We start from the raw sequence: 18,584 nt of genomic DNA, 5'->3' as shown, positions 1-18,584 counted from the left end.
GGAGAACGACCAGCATGATGTTTTTGCCATCCAGAAAACCCCGCACGGACCGGGCCGGCATGACGGCCACGGAGCCGCTACGCGTGAACCGCGACGAGCATCTGGCGCGACTCGAGACGGATACGTTCGACGTACTGATCGTCGGCGGCGGCGTGACGGGCGCTTACGCGGCGTTCGACGCGAGCCTGCGCGGGCTGCGCGTCGCGCTCGTCGAGAAGAGCGATTTCGCGTCGGGCACGTCGTCGAAATCGTCGAAGATGGTGCACGGCGGACTGCGCTACATCGAGCAGGGCAATCTCGGGCTCGTGCGCCATTCGCTGCTCGAGCGGCAGCGGTTGCGGCGCAACGCGCGCCATCTCGTGCAGCGGCTGCCGTTCCTGTTCCCGGTGATGGAGCGCGAGGGCGTGTTCGACCGGCGTCTCGCGAAAGCCTTCGAAAGCCTGCTGTGGACCTACGACATCGCCGGCGGCTGGCGCGAGGGCATCCTGCACCAGAAGCTGACCAAGGCCGAGGTGTTGTCGCATTGCCCGACCTTCAACGAAACCTACCTGACGGGCGGCTTCCTGTACTTCGACGCGCGCGTCGACGATGCGCGCCTGACGCTGAACCTCGTGCGCACGGCCGCGTTTCATGGCGCGGCGGTGGCGAATCATGCACGCGTGGTGGAACTGACGCGCGACGGCCACGGCAAGGTCGACGGCGCGATCGTGCACGCCGACGGCCGCGAGCGGCGCGTGCGGGCACGCGTGGTGGTGATGGCGACCGGCGTGTGGCTGCGCGACTGGACCGGGGCACGCAAGGGCGACGCATCTGGATTGCAAGTGCGGCCTGCGAAGGGCGTGCACGTCGCGATTCCGTGGCTGAAGATCCGCAACGACTGCACGGTGACGATCCCCGTGCCGGGCCGCAACCGCCGCGCGACGATCACGCGCTGGGGCAACGTGTCGTATCTCGGCACGACCGACGAGGACTACGACGGCGATCTCGACGACGTGCACTGCACGCGGCAGGAACTCGATTTCCTGCTGGAAGGCGCGCGCTCCGCGTTGAAAGTCGACCTGAGCGCGGACGACGTGGTCGGCAGCATCGCCGGATGCCGGCCGCTCGTCGGGCCGCCCGGCGGCAAGACGATCGAGATGAAACGCAATCACGAGATCCATGTCGCGCCGGACGGCCTCGTGACGATCGTCGGCGGCAAGCTGACGACGTCGCGGCACATGGCCGAGCAGACCATCGATACGGTCGGCAAGCTGCTCGGCCGCCGCACGCGCTGCCGCACGAAATCGGCGTACCTGCTCGGCGCGGCCGGCTACGACCCGCAGGCGATCGTCGCATCGGGCGGGCTCGCCGCGCATCTCGGCGAACGCTACGGCACCGAGGCGCGCTTCGTCGGCGACCTCGCCGATGCGACGCCGTCGCTGCTCGCGCCGATCGTCGAAGGGCTGCCGTACAGCGAAGCGGAAGTGCTCTATGCGGTACGCCACGAATTCGCGCGCAGCGTCGACGACGTGCTGTCGCGCCGCACCCGCGCGCGGCTGATGGCGCGCGACGCGTCGGCACGCGCCGCGCCGCGCGTCGGCGCCATCCTTCAGGCGGAGCTCGGCTTGTCCGACGCGGCCGTCGCCAGCCAGGTGCGCGACTACGTCGCCGCCGTCGCACTCGAAAAAGCCATCCTCATCGGAGAAAACGGATGATCAGCAAGGAAGCCATCAAGCGCGGCTACAACCGCGGCAACTACGTCGTCGGCGCGCATACGCCGCCGCCCTACGCACTGAACCTGCCCGCGACAGGCGGCGCGCCTGTCGAGGCCGGCATGCAGCGGGCGCCGGTCACGGTATCGCCGCAGCAGGTCGACGCGCTGCGCGCGGTGGCCGACGAGGTGCTCGTGCAGCCGGCCGACGTCGTCGCGTGGACGCGCGACTGGTGGGCCGCGTCGATGGTCGCGGAGACGGGCGGCCGGCCCGCGACGCCGCACGCGGTCGTCGTGCGCGTGTCGACGGTCGAGCAGGTGCAGGCCGTGATGCGCATCGCACACGCGGCGACGCTGCCGGTCACGGCGTCGGCCGGCCGCAGCAACGTGACGGGTGCGGCGCTGCCGGTGCGCGGCGGCATCGTGCTCGACGTGTGCGGGTTGAACCGGCTGGTCGGCGTCGACGCCGAGAGCCAGATCGTCGACGTCGAAGCCGGCATGTTCGGCGACGTGTTCGAGGCCACGCTGCAGCGCGAGCACGGGCTGACGATGGGGCACTGGCCGTCGTCGTTCGGGATCAGCACCGTGGGCGGCTGGATCGCGTGCCGCGGCGCGGGGCAACTGTCGACGCGCTACGGCAAGATCGAGGACATGGTGTTCGGCATGGACGTGGTGCTCGCGGACGGCAGCCTCGTCACGCTGGGCGGGTATTCGCGCGCGGCGGTGGGCCCGGACCTGCAGCAGTTGTTCATCGGCAGCGAAGGCACGCTCGGCATCATCGTGCGTGCGCGCCTGAAGCTGCATCGGCTGCCGGACTACGGCCGTGCGCTCGCGTACGGCTTCGACACGTTCGCGGCCGGCCTCGACGCGTGCCGCGAGATCCTGCAGCGCGGCGCGAATCCGGCGGCGCTTCGGCTCTACGACGCGCTCGAGAGCGGCGTGCAGTTCGGCCTGCCCGACACGAACGTGTTGCTGATCGCCGACGAGGGCGCGCCGGAGATGGTCGATGCGGTGATGGCGATCGGCGCGCGCGTCGGCGACGCGAGCGGGCACAAGCTCGATGGCGACGCGATCTTCGAGAAGTGGCTCGACACCCGCTACCTGACCGGCAAGAGCGCGGAAGGCTTCAAGCGCAGCCCGGGCTTCGTCGCCGACACGCTGGAAATGTGCGGCCGCTGGCGCGACCTCGCGGCGATCTATCGCGACGTGGTGGCCGCGTTGCAGGCGGTGCCGGGCACGCTGGCCGGGTCCGCGCACCAGTCGCATGCGTACGCGGACGGCGCGTGCCTGTATTTCTCGCTGCGCGGCGACGTCGCGGTGGCCGAGCGGGCCGCGTGGTATCGCGCGGCGTGGGACGCGGCGAACGCGGTGCTGATCCAATACAATGCGGCGTTGAGCCATCACCACGGTGTCGGGCTGTTGCGTGCGCCGTACATGCGCGATTCGCTGGGCACCGCGTTTCCGGTGCTGCGGGCGGTGAAGCGCGCGCTCGACCCGAAGCATATTCTCAACCCCGGCAAGCTTGGTCTCGGCGACGAGACCGGCCCGCACGTCGACCGGTAAACGTCATGGACAAGTCGCTGGGCGCGCGTCTCGCCCGTCATCCCGTCATCGCCACGCTGTACGGCGTCGAGCAGGCCGACAGCTTCGTCGACAGCGCGGCCGAGGTCGGCATCGTCGCGAACGTCGACCTGCGGCGCTTGCAGGCGGTGGTCGCGGCGCTCGCCCGGGCCGGCAAGTTCGTGATCGTCAACATCGACAGTTGCGACGGGCTGTCCCAGGACAAGGGCGGCGTCGAGTATCTGGCCGATATCGGTGTCGCGAGCGTCGTGTCGACGCGCGTCGCGACGATCCAGCGCGCGAACCGCGCGGGGCTGATCACGATGCAGAAGGTGTTCGTGACCGACCGTTCGACGTGGCCGCGCAGCGTGAAGGCGATCGAGCAGAGCGATCCGAACCTGGTGCAGCTGATGCCGGCGCCGATGCTCGCGCACCTGAGCGAAGCCGACCGGCAGGCGCTGCCGCCGATCGTCGCGTCCGGTTTCGTCGGCAACGCGGACGACGTGCGCAGCGCGCGGCGGCACGGCGCGGTCGCGGTATCGACGAGCGACAGCGCGTGGTGGAATTTCGACCCGTCGGCGTGACGGGCTTGTGTCGAACCTGGAGCCCAGCATGAACGAACCGTATCTGCAGGTGATCGCGCATTACTTCGCAAAACCCGGCAACGGCGACCGCGTGGTCGAACTGCTCGCGGAACTCGCGCCGGCCACGCGCGCCGAGCCCAAGAACCTCGACTACGCGTATTTCCGGTCGCCGGAGCATCCCGACCACATCGTGATCCTCGAGCGCTACCGCGATGCGGACGGCCTCGACGCGCATCGGGAAACGCCGCATTTTCAGCGGATCGGAATCGGGGCGATCATGCCGTTGCTCGATCGCCGCGACGTGTCGCGCTACATGGTGCAGCCGGACACCGGCACGGCGACGCCACCGGGAGGCACCCGATGAATCCGTTTCAATTCCGTACCGTGCCGACGCAGATCGTCGAATTCGGCGCCGCGCGCCGGCTCGGCGCGCTGTTGCGCGAACGCTTTCCGGCGCTCGCGCGGCTGTGCGTCGTCACCGATGCGTTCCTGCATCGCAGCGGCGTGCTCGCGTCCGCGCTGGAGAGCCTCGCCGCGCACGGCTGGCAGGTCACCGTGATCGACGACGTGATCGCCGATCCGCCCGAGCACGTGGTGCTGGACGCGACCGAGCGGGCCGTCGCGGCCGATGCCGAGATCGTGCTCGGCCTGGGCGGCGGCTCGTCGATGGACGTCGCGAAGCTGATCGCGGTGCTCGCGCCGGGGCAGCAGGCACTGACCGACATGTACGGCGTCGACAAGGTCGCGAGCGCGCGGCTGCCGCTCGTGCAGATGCCGACCACGGCCGGCACCGGCTCCGAGGTCACGGCGGTGTCGATCGTCACGGTCGGCGAGGCGCGCAAGATGGGCGTCGTGTCGCCGCATCTGTTCGCGGACGTCGCGATCCTCGACGCGGAACTCACGCTCGGCCTGCCGCGCGCGGCGACGGCCGCCACCGGCATCGACGCGATGGTGCATGCGATCGAGGCGTATACGTCCGCACGGCTGAAGAATCCGGTCTCCGACATGCTGGCCACGCACGCGCTGACGCTGCTGTCGCGCAACCTGCTTGCCGCGTGCGACGACGGCCGGAACCGGCACGCGCGCGAAGCGATGCTGGTCGGCGCGATGTTCGCGGGGCAGGCGTTCGCGAATGCGCCGGTCGCGGCCGTGCACGCGCTGGCCTATCCGGTCGGCGGGATCTTCCACGTGCCGCACGGGCTGTCGAACGCGCTGGTGCTGCCGCACGTGCTGCGCTTCAATGCGCCGGCCGCCGCGCCGCTGTATGCGGAACTGGCAGCCATCGTCGCGCCGTCGGCCACCGGCAGCGACGAGGCGAAAACGCATGCGCTGATCGCCGAGATCGACCGGCTGATCGTCGCGACGGGCATTCCGCGCACGCTGCGCGAAGTCGGCATCGGCGAGGCCGATCTGCCGAGGATGGCGTCGGACGCGATGCTGCAGACGCGCCTGCTCGTGAACAATCCTCGCGAGGTGGCCGAGGCAGACGCGCTGGAGATTTACCGGCAGGCGTGGTGAGACGGCGGGCGGTGCAGCACATCGCCCGGCACGATTCACGACGCGCGCACGACCTGCCGCGCGGGCCGTGCCGCGACCCACGCGCATGCCAGCGCGACGGCCACCAGCACGCAGCCGGCCCACGGTGTAACGAGCAGTGCATTGCGCCCGACCAGTACGCCGCCGAACGCCGACCCGAGCGCGACGCCCGCATGCATCGCCGACACGTTGATGCCGACGCTCGCGTCGGCCAGCGACGGCGCGGTGTGGATCAGATAGTTCTGCACGATCGGCGAGATCGACCAGCTGATGCCGCCCCACAGCATCATTGCCGGCACGAATGCGAGCGGCGACGCACCGGCCGCCGGCAGCACGGCCATCGCGACGAGAAACACGGCCGGACATGCGCACAGCGCGCGCGAAGCGCCGAGCCGATCCGAGAAGAGCCCGCCGAGCCACGCGCCGGTCACGCCGGCCATCCCGAACGCGACGTACAGCCCTTCGAGCGCGGCCGCGCCGGGCGACAGCACGGCCTGCAGATATGGCGTGAGATACGCGAACAGCGTGAAATGCCCGCCGATCATCGCGATCGATACGCATTGCGCGGCGAGCAGCCGCGGCCGCGCCAGCACGGCGCGATACGACGGCACGCCGGAGGCGCGGGCCGCGGCAGGCGCCATGCGCGGCAGCCGGCGGGCGAGCCAGATTCCGAGCGGCAGCGCCGGCATCGCGATCGACACGAACACCGCGCGCCAGCCGGCCCATTCGGTGATGCGCATCCCGATCGGCACGCCGAGCACGAGCGACGCGCTGATCCCCATGAACACGATGCCGATCGCGCGGCCGCGTTGCGACGCCGGCGCGAGTTCGGCCGCGAAGCGCGTCGCGACGAGGATCAGCGTCGCGCAGCTCGCGGCCATCAGCACGCGCGCGGCAAACAGGCTCGCATAGCCGGGGCTCGCGGCGGCGCCCAGGTTCGCGGCCGCGAACGCGCCGAGCGCCGCGAGCAGCGCGGTGCGCCGTTCGACCCGTGCGACGAACGACGCGGCCACGAGCGCGGCGAGCGCGAACACGGCGGAGAATATCGTGGTGAGCTGTCCGGCAGCGGCGATCGACACGTGAAGGCCGGCGGAGATCGCCGGCAGGATGCCGACGCAGATGTTTTCGGCAACGCCGGCCAGGAACACGGCGGCGGCCAGCAGATACACGCGAACGTCCAACGCAAACCCCTCCTGTACGCGCGATGCGACGGCGCCGGGCAGGGGCGGGGCCGCATCGGATCGAATCGACGGATGGGTTTCGAGGCGAGGCTTCGGTTATCCCGGAAAGGAGGACGGTACCGCACGGTCGGACCATGCGCAAGTGCCGGTGCGCGGCCGTCGCGGCGCCGGGCGGTCGTCTCCGGAACAGACGGCGGGCGGCGTGCAGCCGCCCGCCGGACCTACATGCGCGACGCGTCCGCGCCGGCCGCGACCACGTACGCCGATGCCTGCTTGGTGCCGTCCGGCTTCGTCTGCAGGTACACGCCCTGGATTTCCGGCTCGAAGCCCGGCAGTGCGTTGATCCCGGCTTCGAGCGCGCGGAAGTAGTCGAGCGCCGGGCCGCCCCACACTTCGCCCGGCACCACGCAGAAGATGCCCGGCGGGTAGGGCAGCGCGCCTTCGGTCGCGATCCGGCCTTCGATGCGGTCGAGCGTCACGAGTTCGACGTTGTTGCGGATCAACTCGGCATTCGCGGCCTGCGGCAGCATCGCCTGCTTCGGGAACTGCGCGCGCCGGAACATCTGTTTCTGCAGATGCTTCATGTCGTGGCTGCGGTAGAAGTCGTGCATGCGCTGGCACAGCTGCCGCAGGCGCATCGTGCCGTACAGCTCCGGATACGCTTCGCACAGCGACGGAATCGCTTCGCGCAGCGGCGTGTCCTGGTCGAGATGGCGCTCGAACTGCGCGAGGTGCGCGACCAGATGCTGCAGCTTGCCGAAACTCTCCGATGGCGTGAGCAGGAACAGGATGGTGTACAGGTCGGCCTTCTCGGGCACGACGCCGTGCTCGCGCAGATAGCGCGCGAGAATCGGCGCCGGCGCGCCGAACGCCGCGTATTCGTGCGTGTCGCGATCGATGCCGGGCGTCGTCAGCAGCAGCTTGCACGGATCGACGAAATACTGGTCGTCCGCATAGCCATCGAAGCCGTGCCACGTGTCGGCCGGATGGAAGCGGAAGAAGCGCAGGTCGTCGACGATCTGCTCGGTCGGATGGTCGGCCCACGGGCGGCCGTCGACCTGCTGCGGAACGAACGGGCGGATCTGGCGGCAGGTTTTCAGCAGCAGCTTGCGCGCGTCGACGCCGTGCGCGACGCAGTCGCGCCACAGGCGCTTGCCGGCCGGGCCCGCGTGCATCTGCGCGTTGACGTCGAGCGCCGCGAACATCGGGTAGAACGGGCTCGTCGACGCGTGGATCATGTACGCGTTGTTGAAGCGCCGGTGATCGCAGAAGCGCTTCTGGCCCTCGATGTGGCTGTCCTTCTTGTGGATCTGCGACGTCTGCGAGAAGCCGGCCTGCTGCTTGTGCACCGATTGCGTGACGAAGATGCCGGGATCGTCGGGGCCGAGCGTCAGCATCAGCGGCGAGCAGTCCTGCATCATCGGGATGAACTGTTCGTAGCCGACCCACGCCGAATCGAACAGGATGTAGTCGCACAGATGGCCGATCCGATCGACGATTTCGCGCGCGTTGTAGATCGTGCCGTCGTAGGTGCCGAGCTGGATCACCGCGAGCCGGAACGGGCGCGGCAGGTCGGCGCGCTCGGGCGCGACGTCGCGGATCGCGTCGCGAATGCGCGCCTCGCCGAGCGCCGCGCTGTCGACGCCGCCGATGAGGCCCCACGCGTTGCGCGCGGTCTCGAGGTAGACCGGCCGCGCGCCGGACAGCACGAGCGCGCCGAGGTGCACCGACTTGTGGTTGTTGCGATCGAACAGCACGAGATCGTCGGGCGCGAGCAGCGCGCTCGTGACGACCTTGTTCGACGTCGACGTGCCGTTCAGCACGAAGTATGTCTTGTCCGCGTTGTAGATGCGCGCGGCGTTGCGCTGCGCTTCCAGCGCGGGCCCTTCGTGGATCAGCAGGTCGCCGAGCCGCACGTCCGCGTTGCAGAGGTCCGCGCGAAACAGCGTTTCGCCGAAGAAATCGAAGAACATCCGGCCGAGCGGATGATTCGAGAAGAACTGGCCGCCCTGGTGGCCCGGGCAGTCGAATTCGACGTAGCCGCGCTGCACGTATTCGCGCATGACCTTGAAGAACGGCGGCAGCAGGTTCTCGCTGTAGATGTCGGCGGCGGCGGAAATCTGCCGGCCGTAGTAATGGCGGCCGCCGTGCCGAAGCTGGATCACGCCGCTCGCGCTCGGCAGGACCGACGGCGGCACTTCCTGGTCGGGCTCGACCGCGACGAAGAACGGAATCGCGAAACCGGTTCTTTCGACGGTTTTCAGTACCTTTTCCGCGGAATCGATTCCGACGACGATTGCCGCGATATTCGTGAAATCGGTCTGGAATACGTCGACCTGTTCGTGCGTGGTGAGGAAGGCGCCGATCAGCGCCGGCTCGACTGCGATTTTCAACAGGCTCACGCGAACTCTCCGGTAAATGACCTGAAACGGGAGCCGTATTCGCGCCAGGACGCAATCGCGAACCGATACGCGCTACAGCCGATTGAAAACGGTCCCGCGAATGCCGAATGCCGATTGCGCACTGCATCAGGGCCCTTGTGCGGCGCGGCACAGCCGCGATCGGGCCGTGCCCGGCGCAGCCGATCGTAGCAACAAAAACATACGAACTCAATCGGACCGGCTCGAAATGCCATTGCGGCATGAGCATGATCAAATAATCGGAAATTGGCGTGCTGCGGCGCACATAAAAATGATCCAATGATGAAATCCGATTTGAAACGCGTCGATGGCTTCACCGAATCGTCAGCTTTTCATCGAAAGGCATCCATGGCATAGTCGGCTCCGAATTGGACGGCGAATCAAGCCGGAATGGCGAGCGTCTCATGCCGCTGCCCGTGGCCTGCTGTCCGCGTGCTCGTGAGACGAACAATACCAATCGAAGCAACGCAACAGCGAGGGCAACATCATGAATACTTCTGTCGGCGGCATCCGCCGTCTCGGCATGCGTGCGCTACTGGTCGACGACGAGATCGCGCAGGAAACCGCGACCGGGCGTGCGGTCCGCACGCTGAGCGCGGAGCTCGCGCAACGCGGTATCGACGTGCTGACGGCGACGTCCGCCGACGATGCCATCGTGCTGCTCCGCTCCGATCCGTCGATCCAGTGCGTGCTGCTCGACTGGGATCTCGGCGTGGACGGCCCCGGGCCGTCCGAGGCCGTGGTCGACGCGATCCGGCATCGCAACGGCAGCGTGCCGATCTTCCTGCTGGCCGACCGCAGCGTCGCGTCGTCGGTACCGGCCGCGGTGATGGGCAAGGTCGACGATTTCGTGTGGCTGCTCGAGGATACGGCCGACTTCATCGGCGGGCGCATTCACGCTGCGATCGAACGCTATCGCTCGACCGTCCTGCCGCCGATGTTCGGCGCGCTCGCGAAGTTCTCGCGCGTCTACGAATACTCGTGGCATACGCCCGGCCACACGGGCGGCACCGGCTTCCTGAAATCGCCGGTCGGCCGCGCGTTCTTCGAATATTTCGGCGAATCGCTGTTCCGCTCGGACCTGTCGATCTCGGTGGGCGAGCTCGGCTCGCTGCTCGACCACTCTGGCCCGATCGGCGAAAGCGAACGCTACGCGGCGCGCGTATTCGGCGCGCATCGCACGTATCACGTGACGAACGGCTCGTCGACGTCGAACCGCATCATCCTGATGGCGAGCGTGAGCCGCGACCAGATCGCGCTGTGCGACCGCAATTGCCACAAGTCGGCCGAACACGCGATGACGATGTCGGGCGCGATCCCGACGTACCTCGTGCCGACGCGCAACCGCTACGGGATCATCGGACCGATCGCTTCGGAGCGCCTCACGCAGACGGCGATCCGCGAGGCGATCGCATCGAACCCGCTCGCGGCCGGGCTGGCCGATCGCCAGCCGAAGCACGCGATCGTCACGAACTCGACGTACGACGGCCTCTGCTACAACGTGACGCGCGTCGAGGAGCTGCTCGGCGCGAGCGTCGACCGGCTGCACTTCGACGAGGCGTGGTACGGCTACGCGCGTTTCAATCCGATCTATCGCGACCGCCATGCGATGCACGGCGACCCGCGCGACCATCATGCGGACCGGCCCACGGTGTTCGCGACGCAGTCGACGCACAAGCTGCTGACCGCGCTGTCGCAGGCGTCCTACATCCACGTGCGCGACGGCCGCAGCCCGATTCCGCATGGCCAGTTCAACGAAACGTTCATGATGCATGCGTCGACGTCGCCGAACTACGCGATCATCGCGTCGAACGACGTCGCGGCCGCGATGATGGACGGCCCCGGCGGCGCCGCACTGACGCGCGAGTCGATCGAAGAGGCCGTCGCGTTCCGGCAGATGATCGCGCGGATGAACGGCGAATTCGGCGCGAAGGGCGACTGGTTCTTCGAATGCTGGCAGCCCGACACCGTGCTCGAGGCGCGCACGGGCCGCACGCTGCCGTTCCACGATGCGCCGCCCGAACTGCTCGCGAGCGATCCGGCGTGCTGGGTGCTGCGCCCGGGCGCGCAATGGCATGGCTTCGGCAACATCGAGGACGGCTATTGCATGCTCGACCCGATCAAGGTGTCGATCGTCACGCCGGGCGTCGCGCCGGCCGGCGGCCTGATGCCGGTCGGCATCCCGGCGAGCGTCGTCACCGCGTATCTCGATGCGCGCGGCATCGTGGTCGAGAAGACGACCGATTTCACGATCCTGTTCCTGTTCTCGATCGGCATCACGAAGGGCAAGTGGGGTTCGCTCGTCAGCGCGCTGTGCGATTTCAAGCGCGACTACGACGCGAACCTGCCGCTCGACCTGGCGATTCCGTCGCTCGCGAAGGAGCATGGCTCGCGCTATGCGGGCATGGGGCTGAAGGACCTGGCCGACACGATGTTCGCGGCGATGGAGCAGCTCGGCACGACGCGGCTGATGTCGGAGGCGTTCTCGATCCTGCCGAAGCCGGAGATGAGCCCGGTGCGCGCGTACGAGCATCTCGTGCAGGGTCGCATCGAGCAGGTGACGCTCGACGAGCTGGCCGGGCGTACCGTGGCCACCGGCGTCGTGCCGTATCCGCCGGGCATTCCGCTCCTGATGCCGGGCGAGAACGCGGGGCCGGCTGGCGGTCCGGTGCTCGGCTACCTGAAGGCGCTCGAAGCGTACGACCGGCGGTTCCCGGGGTTCGCGCACGACACGCATGGCGTGGAGGTCGAGGACGGTACGTACCGCGTGTACTGCCTGACGGCCTGACGCCCGACCGGGCGAACGAGCGACCGGCCGCGCGGCGGCCTCACATCGAAGGATCGACACCATGGAAAATGCAGCACGCGTGTCCGGCGCGGCCCCGGCGGCCGCGCAAAAACACCGGATGAACGTCTGGCAGCTCACCATTCTCACGGCGGTCAACATGATGGGCTCCGGCATCATCCTGCTGCCGTCGAAGCTCGCGCAGGTCGGCACGATCTCGCTGCTGTCGTGGATCGTCACGGCCGGCGGCTCGCTCGCGCTGGCCTATGCGTTCGCGCGCTGCGGGATGCTGAGCCGCAAGCCGGGCGGGATGGGCGGCTACGCGGAGTACGCGTTCGGCAAGGCCGGCAACTACATGGCGAACTATACGTACGGGCTGTCGCTCGTGATCGCCAACGTCGCGATCGGCGTCACGGCGGTCGGCTACGGCACCGTGCTGTTCGACGCGACGCTGTCGCCGCTGCAGACGGGCCTGTGGACGATCTTCCTGCTCGTGCTGACGACGGTCGCGAATTTCGGCGGCTCGCGCATCACCGGCCGGATCGGCGCGGTGACGGTGTGGGGCGTGATCATTCCGGTGGTCGTCGTGTCGCTGATCGGTTGGTTCTGGTTCAGCGGCGCGACCTGGGGCGCCGCGTGGAATCCGCACGACATGCCGTTCGGGGCGGCCGTCGGCAGCTCGATCGCGGTGACGCTGTGGGCGTTCCTCGGGCTCGAATCGGCGTGCGCGAACTCGGACGCCGTGGAGAATCCGGAGCGCAACGTGCCGATCGCCGTGCTCGGCGGCACGATCGCGTCGGCGATCTTCTACATCGTGTCGACCAACGTGATCGCGGGGATCGTGCCCAACGCGATCCTCGCGAAGTCGAACGCGCCGTTCGGCATCGCATTCGCGACGATGTTCACGCCGACCGTCGGCACGATCGTCACCGCGCTGATGGTGATCGCGTGCATCGGCTCGCTGCTCGGCTGGCAGTTTACGGTCGCGCAGGTGTTCAAGAGCTCGGCGGACGTCGGCTACTTCCTGCCGGTGTTCGCACGTGCCACGCGCACGGGCACGCCGATCGTGGGCATGGTGATCCTGCTGGTCGCACAGGTCGCGCTCGCGCTGATGACGATCAGCCCGGAGCTGAGCAGCCAGTTCCAGAAGATCGTCGATCTCGCGGTCGTCACGAACCTCGTGCCTTACGTGATGTCGATGGCCGCGTTGATCACGATCCAGAAGGTCGCGAAGGTACCGCCGGGCAAGGCGCTCGTGACGAACGTGGTCGCGATGGTCGCGACCGCGTACAGCTTCTATGCGCTGTTCAGCTCGGGCGAGCAGGCGCTGATGCTCGGCGGCCTGTGCGTGTTCCTCGGCTGGACGCTGTTCGGCTTCGTCAGCGCGCGTTTCTACCAGATGGAAGTCGATGCGCACGTGAAGGAGCCGGGGAAGTCGCTGCAGGCGTGATGGCGGCGCAGGGCGGCGACTACCGGCGATGCTTCGTCAGCAGCAGCGGAACTTCCTTCTTCAGCAGGTCGACGACGGCGCGCACGCGTGGCGGCAGCGGGCGCTGCGCGTGCACCAGCACATTGAGCGCGAAGTCGGGAACGTCGTAATACGGCAGGAGGCGGACGAGCCGGCCATGCTCGAGCGCATCGGTGCAAGCCGGGTGCTGGACCACGCCGATGCCGCCGCCCGCCGTGATCGTATCGAACATCGGACGCCAGTGGCTGGCGGTCATGACGGTGCGGATGCGCGCGTATTCGACTGCGCCGCCGTCGCGCTGCAGCGGTACCTGTTCGTTCGCGAACACGCCTTTCACGCGGATGAACGGATGGTTCGCGAGATCGGCCTTCGTGTCGATCGGGCCGTGCTGGCGGAGATACGACGGCGCGGCGACGAGCACGCGGCCCACCGCGCCGAGCGCGTACGCGACGAACCCGCCGTCGCCGAGCTGGCCGACCCGGATCGAAATGTCGACGCCCTCGGTGACCGGATCGACGATATCGTCGTTCAGCACGAGGTCGATGTGCAGCTTCGGGTACGCGGTGCGGATCTGCATCAGCACGCCCGGCAGCACGACCTCGCCGAAACATTGCGGCGCCGCGAGCCGGATCGTGCCGTCGAGCGCATGCTCCGTCTTCGATACCGACGCAACGGCCAGTTCGGCCGCTTCGAGCAGCGCCTTGCTGCGTTCGTAGAAAATTCGGCCTTCCTCCGTGCACGCGAGGGTGCGGGCACTGCGCATCAGCAGTCGCGTGCCGAGGTGCTTTTCGAGCTTCTCGATGCGCTCGCTGACGGCCGGTTGGCCCATGTCGAGATCCCGCGCCGCGCCGGACATCGTGCCGCGCTCCACGACCCTCACGTAGATGCGCATCGTCGCCAACAAATCCATGAAGTCGCGCCTCGTGTCTTCCGGTTCGATTTTTACCGATCGACGGATGGTACCAAAGCGGCGAAGGGGCGACGGAGTGTGTCGGGCCGATACTGACTATCGGCCGGTGCGCCCGTGGCACCGCCGAAGCCGCGTGCGTTCATTCGCACGGTGAGCGAAAATCGGCCTTCTTCCGCGCGACACGACAGGAGGCCCGACATGACGCAACGGAATGACGCCCGACGCACGCACTGCGTCGCATGGCAGATCGTGCAGACGTGGCAGGCGGCCGAATGGTGCCGGCTCGACGAGTCGCAAACGGGCATCGCGCTGTCGGGGGCGGTGACGGGCGCGCTCGACGGCACGCCGTTCCGGATCGACTACGCGATCACATGCGGCGCCGACTGGCTCACCCGTTCGGCGCGCGTGACGCGGTGGACCGGCACGGCGCCGCCACGGCAATGGGACATCGCTTGCGATGCCGGGCAGTGGACGATCGACGGCGTCGAGGCGCCGATGCTTGCGGGCGCAACCGACATCGATCTCGGCTTCAGTCCGTCGACCAATACGCTGCCGATCCGGCGGCTGGCGCTCGCCGTCGGCGAGTCGGCCGAGATTCGCACCGCGTGGCTGCGTTTCCCCGGTTTCGACATCGTACGCGGCGAGCAGCGCTATGCGCGCACGGCGCCGCACGTGTATCGCTACGAGAGCGGCACGTATGCGGCCGATATCGGAACCGACGACGCGGGCCTCGTCACCGACTACGACGAATGGCGGCGCATCGGCGCGACGCCTGCATCGTGACGCGTCAGCGTGCGCTTGCCACCGATAGCTTGCCCGGGATCAGCTTCAGCGTGCTGAACGCGTCGGCGATGTTCTGCTGGTACGCGACCGTCGCGTCCGTGATCGGCTGCACGCCGTAGCCGGCGCGCTTGAGCGCGACTTCGAGCGTCGGTGCGTCGAGGCCGACGAGCGGCGACAGTTGCGCGGCCACCTCGGGCACGTGATCGCGCGCCCAGCGATCGACCGCGTCGACTTCGTCTAGCAGCGCGCGCAGCACCTGCGGATGCGCGGCCGCGTACTTGCGCGCCGCGAGGTAGTACTGCGTGTTGCGCACGAGAGCGTCGCCGTTCGCGACCACGCGCGCGCCGAGCTGCCGTTCGGCGGCGGCCAGATACGGATCCCAGATCACCCACGCATCGACGCTGCGCTGCACGAACGCGGCGCGCGCGTCGGCCGGCGTCAGGTAGATCGGCTGGATGTCGGCGTACGCGAGGCCCGCATGCTCGAGCGCCTTCACCAGCAGGTAGTGGACGTTCGAGCCCTTGTTGAACGCGACCTTCTTGCCGCGCAGTTGCGCGACGGTGCGGATCGGCGAATCGGGCAGCACGACGATCGCCTCGCCCTGCGGCGCGGGCGGCTCGTTGCCGATGTAGACGAAATCGACGCCGGCGGCCTGCGCGAAGATCGGCGGGGTTTCGCCGACCGTGCCGACGTCGATCGCGCCGGCGTTCAGCCCTTCGAGCAGTTGCGGGCCGGCCGGGAATTCGAGCCATTGCACGGTGACGCCCTGGTTCGCGAGACGCTTCTCGAGCGTGCCGCGTGCCTTGAGCACGACGAAGTTGCCGTATTTCTGGAAGCCGATGCGCAGCCGCGTGCCGTTGGCCTCGGCCCGCGCGGGCACGGCCGCGAGCGGGCCGAGCGCGAGCCCGGCCAGCCCGGCGGCCGCGCCGTGCAGCCACTGGCGGCGGCGCGGGTTCGCCGGGTTCGTTTCAAGGTCTGCGTGCGGGGTGTCGTTCATCGGAATGTCCTGCGTGCGGGTTCACGGACCGCGCGCGGGGGCGGCGCGGCCGGCGCAGGACCGGGCCGGATGCGGGCGACGCACGCAACGGGCCGGCCCGCGCCGGATTCAGGACGATACGGCCGCGCGGGCCCGCGGCCAACCAACGAATGCTGATATGCAAATCAGCGGGCGCACGATACCGGCCCGCGGTGGAGCCGGGCGCGACCGTTTTCACTCGCTGACGAGCAGACGTTCCTCGATCGAATCGACGCGATCCGGGTAGAACGCGAGGTGCCCGCGAATCGATTCGACGGCCGGATTCGGATGCTCGTACGTCCACACGGCATTGATCGAGCGTTCGCCGCCGGCGGGGATCGAGTAGTACGCGCAATCGCCCTTGTACGGGCAGTACGTCGCGTGGTCGGTACGTTGCAGCAGCGACATGTCGGCATCCTCGCGCGGAATGTACAGCACCGCCGGATAGCTGGCCTCGCGCAGCACCAGCGCGTGGCGCGTATCGGCGACGACCTTGTCGGCCACCTTCACGATCACGCGGGACGAGTGCGGTTCGATCAGGATCGGATGATCGGGGCCCGGCGATTTCACCGGACGAGAGGGCGTATCGGGGCTGAGCGGCATCGTGGTTCCTCCAGAAAGGGCGGCGCGCACGGACGCGCCGTGCCGGCACGTGCGCGCGGGGCGGATTCCCGCGCGCGGGTGTCGGCGTCGGCCAACCGATACGATGCACCCATTCCGGAGAACCTGCAGGGGGCCGGAAGGCCATGCGGTGGCGCGCGAATGGTCGCGACGGTTTCGACGGTTTCGATGCGCGTGCCCGGGCGGCCCGCGGCCGTGTTCGGCATGGATGCGCCGCTCGCATGGACTTTTCGATGCAGCGGCAGCGGGATGCATCGGCGACGATAAGCAACGCGGAATTAATTGGTAAGCGATCGGCGGGAGGCGCGCGAAGATCGGCGGTCGTCATTCGCATGACAGCCCTTGCTTCCAACCGCCATCATGAAGAATCCTTTCGTTTCGTCAGCCGCGCGCCGTACGCGCGGCGTACCGCATGCCGGCGCCGTGCTTCGCGGCGTCGCCGCGTCGTTGCTGCTGGCCGGCGCCGCGACGCAGGCGCTCGCCGCACCCGCCGGCAAGACGCTCGTGTACTGCTCCGAAGGCAGCCCGGCCGGCTTCGATCCCGGCCAGCACACGACGAGCACCGATTTCGATGCGAGCACGTACACGATCTACAACGGGCTCGTGCAGTTCAAGCGCGGCACGCTCGATCTCGTGCCGTCGCTGGCGACGAGCTGGGACGTGTCGCCCGACCAGCGCACGATCACGTTTCATCTGCGGCGCGGCGTGAAGTTCCAGACCACCGCGTGGTTCACGCCGACGCGACCGTTCCAGGCCGACGACGTCGTGTTCACGTTCCGCCGGATGCTCGACCCGGACGATCCGTTCCGCAAGGCCTATCCGGTCAGCTTCCCGTATTTCAGCGATCTCGGCTTCGACCGCAACATCGAGCGCATCGAGAAGGTCGACGACTATACGGTGCGCTTCGTGCTGAAGTCGCCCGACGTCGTGTTCGTGCGCAATCTCGCGATGGCGTTCGCGTCGGTGCTGTCGGCCGAATATGCGGGGCAGCTCGCCGCGCGCCATCGCGAGTCCGACATCAACCAGTTCCCGGTCGGCACGGGGCCGTTCCTGCTGCGCACGTACCAGAAGGATGCGCTGATCCGCTACGACGCGAATCCCGACTACTGGAAACCAGACGACGTGAAGCTCGCGCGCCTCGTGTTCGCGATCACGCCCGATCCGGCCGCGCGCTTGCAGAAGCTCGTGGCCGGCGAATGCCAGGTGTCGGTGTTTCCGCGGCCGGCCGATCTCGAGACGGTGCGGCGCGACCCGAGGCTGACGCTGTTTTCGGGGACGGGCTTCAACGTCGGGTTCGTCGCGTACAACACGCAGCATCCGCCGCTCGATCGCGTCGACGTGCGGCGCGCGCTCGACATCGCGATCGACAAGACGGCGATCATCAAGACCGTGTTCAACGGCGACGCGACGGTCGCGACGAACCCGATGCCACCCGCGCAATGGTCGTACAACCCGCGCCTGAAGGATGCGCCGCGCGATCCGGCCGCCGCGAAGGCGCTGCTCGCGCAGGCCGGCTTTCCGAACGGCTTCGACCTGACGCTGTGGGCGATGCCCGTGCAGCGCCCGTACAACCCGAATGCGCAACTGATGGCGCAACTGATCCAGCAGGACTGGGCGAAGATCGGCGTGCGCGCGAAGATCGTCAGCTACGAATGGGGCGAGTACAACCGCCGCGCGAAGCACGACGGTCAGCACGACGCGATCCTGTACGGCTGGTCGGGCGACAACGGCGACCCCGACAACTGGCTCGGCACGCTGCTCGGCTGCGACGCGGTGCACGGCAGCAATCTCGCGAAGTGGTGCAACAAGGACTTCGAGCAGCTCGTGACGGCGGCGCGTTCGAACGCGGATGTCGCGAAACGCACGGCGCTGTACGAGCAGGCGCAAGTGGTGTTCAAGGACCAGGTGCCGTTCACGCCGATCGCGACGTCGATCGTGTCGCTGCCGATCTCCAAGCGCGTACACGGACTGACGTTCTCGCCGCTCGGCGGGCACCGGTTCGACGGCGTGTGGCTCGATTGACGGAAGTGG

The 18,584-nt window shown here is 68.3% G+C and carries 14 protein-coding genes; 9 read left to right on the top strand and 5 right to left on the bottom strand.

What is annotated here, in order from left to right:
* Positions 1–14 precede the first annotated feature (14 nt).
* From MMB92_RS24955 to MMB92_RS24935, 5 genes are read left to right on the top strand one after another with little or no spacing between them, the layout of a single operon-like run.
* Positions 15–1,694, top strand: a complete 1,680-nt coding sequence (locus tag MMB92_RS24955) for a glycerol-3-phosphate dehydrogenase/oxidase (RefSeq protein WP_006492899.1) — start codon at positions 15–17, stop codon at positions 1,692–1,694.
* Positions 1,691–3,253 (top strand): FAD-binding oxidoreductase, encoded by a 1,563-nt coding sequence (locus MMB92_RS24950; RefSeq protein ID WP_212092987.1) that lies wholly within the window; start codon positions 1,691–1,693, stop codon positions 3,251–3,253. Before MMB92_RS24955 ends, MMB92_RS24950 begins: the two co-directional genes overlap by 4 nt.
* A gap of 5 nt (positions 3,254–3,258) precedes the next feature.
* Complete coding sequence (locus tag MMB92_RS24945; RefSeq protein ID WP_006488888.1) at positions 3,259–3,834, top strand: glycerol-3-phosphate responsive antiterminator; 576 nt, start codon at positions 3,259–3,261, stop codon at positions 3,832–3,834.
* A 28-nt stretch (positions 3,835–3,862) separates the two neighbouring features.
* Positions 3,863–4,198: a putative quinol monooxygenase gene (locus tag MMB92_RS24940; RefSeq protein WP_034202541.1), complete on the top strand. Its 336-nt coding sequence runs from the start codon at positions 3,863–3,865 to the stop codon at positions 4,196–4,198.
* Entirely contained in the window at positions 4,195–5,352 is a 1,158-nt protein-coding gene (locus MMB92_RS24935) for an iron-containing alcohol dehydrogenase (RefSeq protein WP_277563015.1), read from the top strand. The genes MMB92_RS24940 and MMB92_RS24935 overlap by 4 nt, the downstream gene beginning before the upstream one ends.
* 35 nt (positions 5,353–5,387) lie before the next feature.
* On the opposite strand, the gene MMB92_RS24930 is transcribed toward MMB92_RS24935, so the two are convergent.
* The gene (locus MMB92_RS24930) at positions 5,388–6,551 is read right to left on the bottom strand and encodes an MFS transporter (protein ID WP_062885437.1); all 1,164 of its coding nucleotides are present in this window, start codon (positions 6,549–6,551) and stop codon (positions 5,388–5,390) included.
* Positions 6,552–6,772: 221 nt separating this feature from the next.
* Positions 6,773–8,953, bottom strand: coding sequence for an ornithine decarboxylase (locus MMB92_RS24925; RefSeq protein ID WP_006488848.1), 2,181 nt, complete (start codon positions 8,951–8,953; stop codon positions 6,773–6,775).
* 505 nt (positions 8,954–9,458) lie between these two features.
* Here MMB92_RS24925 and MMB92_RS24920 point away from each other — a divergent pair.
* Positions 9,459–11,759 carry an Orn/Lys/Arg decarboxylase N-terminal domain-containing protein gene (locus tag MMB92_RS24920; protein WP_277563014.1) on the top strand — a complete coding sequence of 767 codons (2,301 nt, stop codon included), beginning with the start codon at positions 9,459–9,461 and terminating at the stop codon, positions 11,757–11,759.
* 61 nt (positions 11,760–11,820) lie between these two features.
* Positions 11,821–13,206 (top strand): putrescine-ornithine antiporter, encoded by a 1,386-nt coding sequence (gene potE, locus MMB92_RS24915; RefSeq protein WP_006488914.1) that lies wholly within the window; start codon positions 11,821–11,823, stop codon positions 13,204–13,206.
* A 19-nt stretch (positions 13,207–13,225) separates the two neighbouring features.
* On the opposite strand, the gene MMB92_RS24910 is transcribed toward potE, so the two are convergent.
* Positions 13,226–14,134 carry a LysR family transcriptional regulator gene (locus MMB92_RS24910; protein ID WP_058902924.1) on the bottom strand — a complete coding sequence of 303 codons (909 nt, stop codon included), beginning with the start codon at positions 14,132–14,134 and terminating at the stop codon, positions 13,226–13,228.
* A gap of 198 nt (positions 14,135–14,332) precedes the next feature.
* Between MMB92_RS24910 and MMB92_RS24905 the strand changes: the two genes are divergently transcribed.
* On the top strand, positions 14,333–14,917 hold the full coding sequence (locus MMB92_RS24905) for a putative glycolipid-binding domain-containing protein (RefSeq protein ID WP_264835717.1): 585 nt from the start codon (positions 14,333–14,335) through the stop codon (positions 14,915–14,917).
* A 4-nt stretch (positions 14,918–14,921) separates the two neighbouring features.
* On the opposite strand, the gene MMB92_RS24900 is transcribed toward MMB92_RS24905, so the two are convergent.
* Together MMB92_RS24900 and MMB92_RS24895 are read right to left on the bottom strand one after the other, a co-directional pair.
* On the bottom strand, positions 14,922–15,914 hold the full coding sequence (locus MMB92_RS24900; RefSeq protein WP_006495915.1) for a sulfonate ABC transporter substrate-binding protein: 993 nt from the start codon (positions 15,912–15,914) through the stop codon (positions 14,922–14,924).
* A gap of 213 nt (positions 15,915–16,127) precedes the next feature.
* A complete protein-coding gene (locus tag MMB92_RS24895; protein ID WP_006486183.1) occupies positions 16,128–16,535 on the bottom strand; it encodes a DUF427 domain-containing protein in 408 nt (135 codons plus the stop codon).
* A gap of 378 nt (positions 16,536–16,913) precedes the next feature.
* On the opposite strand from MMB92_RS24895, the gene MMB92_RS24890 reads away from it, so the two are divergent.
* On the top strand, positions 16,914–18,575 hold the full coding sequence (locus MMB92_RS24890; protein WP_277563013.1) for an ABC transporter substrate-binding protein: 1,662 nt from the start codon (positions 16,914–16,916) through the stop codon (positions 18,573–18,575).
* Positions 18,576–18,584: the final 9 nt, after the last annotated feature.

Origin of the sequence: Burkholderia sp. IO2 (assembly GCF_029522185.1) — a bacterium.
GTDB classification, from domain to species: Bacteria; Pseudomonadota; Gammaproteobacteria; order Burkholderiales; family Burkholderiaceae; genus Burkholderia; species Burkholderia cenocepacia.
Note: the sequence above shows the minus strand (reverse complement) of the source record. Positions and strands in the feature narration are given on the sequence as shown.